6 protein-coding genes are annotated in these 5,358 nt (G+C 72.6%); 2 read left to right on the forward strand and 4 right to left on the reverse strand.

Annotated elements, in window-relative coordinates; translation table 11 throughout:
• From AOK08_RS39205 to AOK08_RS39220, 4 genes are all read right to left on the reverse strand, one after another.
• Nucleotides 1–340, reverse strand: a 340-nt coding sequence (locus AOK08_RS39205; RefSeq protein ID WP_157876994.1) for a TetR/AcrR family transcriptional regulator, incomplete at its 3' end; no start/stop codon positions are given.
• On the reverse strand, nucleotides 337–699 hold the full coding sequence (locus AOK08_RS39210) for a DUF1304 domain-containing protein (protein WP_055534980.1): 363 nt from the start codon (nucleotides 697–699) through the stop codon (nucleotides 337–339). The genes AOK08_RS39205 and AOK08_RS39210, both read right to left, overlap by 4 nt.
• Nucleotides 700–841: 142 nt before the next feature.
• Nucleotides 842–2,482 (reverse strand): amidohydrolase, encoded by a 1,641-nt coding sequence (locus AOK08_RS39215; protein ID WP_055534982.1) that lies wholly within the window; start codon nucleotides 2,480–2,482, stop codon nucleotides 842–844.
• A gap of 48 nt (nucleotides 2,483–2,530) precedes the next feature.
• Nucleotides 2,531–4,069, reverse strand: a complete 1,539-nt coding sequence (locus AOK08_RS39220; protein WP_055534984.1) for an APC family permease — start codon at nucleotides 4,067–4,069, stop codon at nucleotides 2,531–2,533.
• Nucleotides 4,070–4,219: 150 nt separating this feature from the next.
• Here AOK08_RS39220 and AOK08_RS39225 point away from each other — a divergent pair, with 150 nt between their 5' ends.
• Together AOK08_RS39225 and AOK08_RS39230 are read left to right on the forward strand one after the other, a co-directional pair.
• Nucleotides 4,220–4,948, forward strand: a complete 729-nt coding sequence (locus AOK08_RS39225; RefSeq protein ID WP_055534986.1) for a TetR/AcrR family transcriptional regulator — start codon at nucleotides 4,220–4,222, stop codon at nucleotides 4,946–4,948.
• Nucleotides 4,949–5,044: 96 nt separating this feature from the next.
• On the forward strand, nucleotides 5,045–5,358 hold a 314-nt coding region (locus tag AOK08_RS39230; protein ID WP_055534988.1), incomplete at its 3' end, for a VOC family protein.

The following is a 5,358-nucleotide window of genomic DNA, read 5'->3' on the forward strand; positions in this document are numbered from 1 at the left end:
GTACCGGGCTCAGCAGAGCCCGGTACAGCGCGGCATGCGGGGTGAGGGCGACGAAGAACTCCACCAGCGCGGCCGGCGCGACCATTGGATCGGGCCGGCCCCGCCAGGCGTGCAGCGCGTCCACCGCCTCCCGTACGACATCGGCGCAGGCGTCGACGGCCAGCGCCTCCAGGTCGGGATAGTGGACGTAGAACGTGGCCCGCCCCACCCCCGCCCGCCGCACCAGCGCCGCGACGCCGATCTCCGCCAGCGGATGTTCGGCGCACTCCGCGAGGAGGGCCTCGCGGAGCTTCGCCCGGGTGCGGGCGGCCCGCGGGTCCTCGGGCGCCCCGCGCGTCACCGCGCGACGAGGACGGCGGCCAGGGCGATGGCGCCGGGCAGTGCCTGGGCGAACAGGATGCGTCGGTTCGCGGTCGCGGCCCCGTAGACGCCCGCCACGATCACGCAGGCGAGGAAGAAGACCTGCGCGGCGAAGCCGGTCGGGTCGGAGGCGATCAGACCCCAGATCAGGCCCGCCGCGAGGAACCCGTTGTAGAGCCCCTGGTTGGCGGCCATCTTGGCGGTCGCACGGGCCATCTCCGGGTCGAAACCATGGAACTTGAGGCCCTGCTCACGCTGCCACAGGAACATCTCCATCACCAGGATGTACACATGCAGCGCGGCCACCAGACCGACCAGCACGTTCGCGACTGTCTCCATGCTCGGCAAACTCCTACGTAGGGCCTCTGGGGCCACTTGCTGGACAGGTGTCCATCATGGACAGGTGGCCAGCATACATGGACACCCGTCCAGAAAATCACCCGCGTCGCCGACCGACCCTGCCGCGAGCCGCGAGCCGCGGTCAGGCGGCCCCCTCCGCCGCGTACACCCGCTCGCCCCCCACATAGGTGAGCGCCACTCTCGTCTCCCCGATCGCCTCCGGCGGGCCTGCGTACGGATCGCGGTCCAGGACCGTCAGGTCGGCCAGCGCCCCCACGCGCACGCTGCCCGTGTCGTCCAGGTGGTTGGCGTACGCCGAACCCGCCGTGTACGCCGTGAGCGCGTCCGTCAGGCCGATGCGTTCGGTGGGGAGGAACACGGGGGAGGCGGGGGAGCCGGGTGCCGCGCGGTTGACCGCGACATGGATCGCCTGGAGCGGGTCGGGGCTGCTGACCGGCCAGTCGCTGCCCGCCGCCAGGGTGGCCCCGGAGCGCAGCAGCGAGCCGAACGGGTACTGCCGGGAGGCCCGTTCGGGGCCGAGGAAGGGGATCGTCAGGTCGTCCATCTGGGGTTCGTGCATGGCCCACAGGGCCTGGATGTTGGCGACCGCGCCGAGCCGGGCGAAGCGCGGCACGTCGTCCGGGTGCACCACCTGGAGGTGGGCCAGATGGGGCCGGGTGTCGCTGGGACCGTTCGCGGCGCGCGCCGCCTCGACGGCGTCCAGGGCGTCACGTACGGCCCGGTCGCCCAGCGCGTGGAAGTGGCACTGGAACCCGAGGGCGTCCAACCGTGTCACGTACTTGGGAAGTTCGGCCGGGTCCACGAAGCTCGTGCCCCGATTGGCCGTGGCGCACCCGCACTTGTCGAGATACGGATCGAGCAGAGCCGCCGTGCCCGTCTCCGCGACCCCGTCCAGCATCAGCTTCACACTGCCCGCCCGGAACCTGCCGTGGCTCAACGCGGCCCGCCGCTCCACCAGTTCGGGAATCTGCTCGGCCCCGCGTTCCCGGTCCCACCACAGCGCGCCGACCACCCGCGCCGTCAGCGAACCGTCGCGGGCGGCGGCGAGATACGTCTCGGAGGGGTCCTCCATACCGAGGAAGGAGCCGACCAGCGCGTCCTGCCAGGCCGTCACCCCCAGCGAGTGCAGCCGGTGCTGTGCGGACAGCAGGGCAGCCCGCCGCTCCGCCGCCGTGACCGGCGGGGTCAGCCGGCCCACGTACTCCATGGCCCCTTCCTGGAGCATCCCGGTCGGCTCGCCGGACGCGTCCCGCTCGAAACGGCCGTCCGCCGGGTCAGGGGTGTCCCGGGTGACGCCCGCGAGTTCGAGGGCGCGGCTGTTGACCCAGGCCCCGTGGTGGTCCCGGTTGGGCAGGTACACCGGCCGGTCCGGGACCACCGCGTCCAGAGACTCCCGTGTGGGGGTGCCCCCTTCGAACGCCTCCATGGACCAGCCGCCGCCCGTGATCCACTCCCGCTCGGGATGCGCGAGGGCGTACGCGCGGACGGCGGCCACCGTGTCCTCGGCGGTCTTCAGACCGGTCAGATCGCACTGGGTCAGTTCGAGCCCGGCCGGCAGCGGATGGACATGGGCGTCCTGGAAGCCGGGCAGGAGCAGCCGCCCCGCGAGGTCGACGACCTCGGTCCCCGGCCCGATCAGATCACGCACCTCGTCCCGGCCCACGGCGGCGATCCGCCCGCCGGTGACCGCGACGGCCGTGGGGTTCCCGGGGGCGAAGACCGGGCCGCCGGTGAAGACGAGATCCGCGAGATCGGTGCGCATGTTCCGTTTCCTTGAGGTGTGGGGGGATGAGGGTGGGGAGGACGTCGGCTACCGTGCCGCCGACGGCTCGCTCACCGCGAGCAGTTGAGGCGCGTCCGCGTCCGTGCCGCGGCCCGTCCGGAAGTACGGGGACTTGCGTCCCCACTTCGCCCAGGCGCCGGCCAGGAAACCGGACGCGACCATCAGCGACGGCACGAGAAGCAGGAACCAGCCGTTGTCCGGGCTGAGTTCGAGATGGTCGGCGGAGGCGTAGAAGGACCAGCCGAGATAGCCGCCGAGCCCCAGCAGCGTGGCCGCGCTCAGCGCGGGCAGCACCACCGCGCGTATGCCGTCCCGCGGGTTCTCGCGCAGCAAGCCCCGGAAGCGCACGGCGGCGGCGATCGCGGTGAGCGCGTACGACAGGGCGACGACCATGCCGATCGCGTTGACCGCCGCCAGGATCATGTCGGCCAGGCGCGGCAGGACCAGGGCGAGCCCGGCGACGACCGCCGCCAGCGCGCCGATCATGATCGTGCCGGCCGCCGGGGTGCCGAACCGGGGGCTGACCCGGGACCAGGCCGGGCCGAGCGTACGGTCCCGGCTCATCGCGAACATCGAGCGGGCCGTCGGGATCACCCCGGCCTGGAGCGAGGCCACGGCCGAGAACATCAGCGCGACGAGCGGCAGCGCGGCCAGCGGCTGACCGGCGAGCCGGTTGCCGAAGAACGCCAGTCCCTGGGCGCCGTGGCCCGCCAGCTCGCTCTCGGACAGCACCCGCTGGAAGGCGATCGAGCCGAGCAGGAACAGGCCGAGCATCGTCACCAGGGTGGTGATCCCGGCGCGCGACGCCTGCTGGGGGTCCTTCACCTCCTCGTTCACACTGAACGCGGCCTCGAAGCCCCAGTAGCAGAACACCGACAGCAGCATGCCCTGCGCGAGCGCCGACGCCGAGGGGATCTGGAAGGGGTCGAACCAGCTGAGGCTGAAGGGGTGCGGGCCGGCGACGATGCCGTAGCCGCAGAAGCCCAGCAGCACGACGTACTCGAAGACCAGCAGCGCGCCCTGGAGCCGGGCGGCGGCCCTGATGCCGGAGACCGCGGTCAGGGTGACGGCGACCAGGACCAGGACGCCGACGCCGGTCGTCTGAGCGGTCGACCCGGGGTCCAGGGCCAGCCCGGCCACCCGGTGCAGCCCCGCGTCGCCGGCGAGCTGGATCACCGCCGAGCCGGTGACCGCCGTGGTGTACGCCAGGAACACCACCGCGGCCACGATGTTCACCCAGCCGACCATGAAACCGAGCCAGGGGCTGAGCGACCGCCCCACCCACACATAGCCGTTGCCCGCGTTGGGCTCCACCCGGTTCAGCCGGGAGAAAGCGCCCGCGATGCCCAGGATCGGCAGGAAGGCCAGCAGCATGATCGCGGGCAGATGCAGGCCGACCACCCCGGCGGTGACCCCGAGGCCGATACCGATGCTGGTGGTCGCCGCCGTGCTGGACGCGGCGATGGCGACCCCGTCCAGCATGCCGAGGGACCTGCGCAGCGCGGGCCGGCCGGGCGACGCGCCCGGCGCCGGCCGGGCGGCTCCGTGGGGCTGGGTATCGGTCATGGCGGTCTCCGCTCACACCTGGGGGCCTTGGACGACCCCGGTGAACGCACATGAAACTGCCCGGGCCCTTAACAGGTCAACGGTGTTGTCATAAGGTGCCGACACCGGCCGTCGCGCCGCACACCGAGCGCGACCGGGCAGGAGGAAACCATGAGTGACCGTGTCGTACCGCCGGCCGCCAGGCGTCGCAGGCGGCCCACCAAACAGGGTGTCGTGCTGTCCGAGGAGCTGATCGTCGAGACGGCGATGAGGCTGCTCGGCGAGCACGGCGCCGAGGCCCTCTCCGTGCGCCGCCTCGGCCGCGCCCTGGGCGCCGATCCGAGCGCCCTCTACCGCTACTTCCGCGACACCGACGAGCTGATGCTCGCCATCGCCGACGAGCTGATCGGCCGTACGCTGCGCGCCTGGCACCCCGGCGGCGACTGGGTCGCCGACCTGCGCGACCTCGGCCTGCGGATGCACGCCGGAGCGCTCGCCCAGCCACAGGCGGCGGTCCTCAGCTCGTACCGGGTGACCGGGCGGGCGTACGAGATCCAGGCCGTCGAGACCGCCCTCGGGGTGCTGCGCGGCGCCGGCTTCCCGGACGCCGAGGCCGTGCGGATCTACCACGCGTTCGTCGACCAGGCGCTCGCCTTCGGGGCCCTCGACTCGGCGAACAAGGCGCTGCCCAAGGCCGCGCGCGAGGCGGAGGCGGCCGTGTGGCGGGCGACCTACGCCCGGCTGCCCGCCGACACCCACCCGCACATCCATGCGACCGCCCGCCATCTCGTGACGGACATGCGGCACAGCTCCTACCCGGCGGCCCTCGACCTCTTCCTGACAGCGGCGGCGGCCCGCCTCGCCCAACTCACCGCAGCCGAGGACGCCGGGCCCGTGTGATTCCGGCCCACGGGGTGTCCGCAGAAGAGGAAAGGCAGCGGCGAACCGTGGCGCCCCTGACCCGTACGGAGGAAGCACGACCCTGGTGCGGGCGTCGTGCTACCGGACTGCGCCGAGCCCGAGAAGCTCGCCGCCTTCTACCTGGAGTTGCTGGAGGCCGAGGAAACGGGGACGACCGTCAACCGGATCGAGATCAGGGGCGCCGAGGGAACCCGGATGGAGTTCCGCCTCGACGCGAACATGACCCCGCCGAGCCGGCCGCGCGCCGAGAACTCCTTCCAGGTCCATCTGGACTTCCGGGTCAGCGATCTCGACGAGGCGGAACGCAGGACGGTCGGCCTCGGCGGACGAGCGCTGGAGACCAAGGACGCCGGTACACCGTACGAGGAGCGCGGGTACGCCGACCCGGC

The organism is Streptomyces graminilatus, from assembly GCF_001418565.1.
Lineage (GTDB): Bacteria > Actinomycetota > Actinomycetes > Streptomycetales > Streptomycetaceae > Streptomyces > Streptomyces graminilatus.

Bases quoted from the DNA above. Each gene is read 5' to 3' on its own strand.
- AOK08_RS39210 (WP_055534980.1), bottom strand. From the start codon at position 699: ATGGAGACAGTCGCGAACGTGCTGGTCGGTCTGGTGGCCGCGCTGCAT.
- AOK08_RS39215 (WP_055534982.1), bottom strand. From the start codon at position 2,482: ATGCGCACCGATCTCGCGGATCTCGTCTTCACCGGCGGCCCGGTCTTC.
- AOK08_RS39220 (WP_055534984.1), bottom strand. From the start codon at position 4,069: ATGACCGATACCCAGCCCCACGGAGCCGCCCGGCCGGCGCCGGGCGCG.
- AOK08_RS39225 (WP_055534986.1), top strand. From the start codon at position 4,220: ATGAGTGACCGTGTCGTACCGCCGGCCGCCAGGCGTCGCAGGCGGCCC.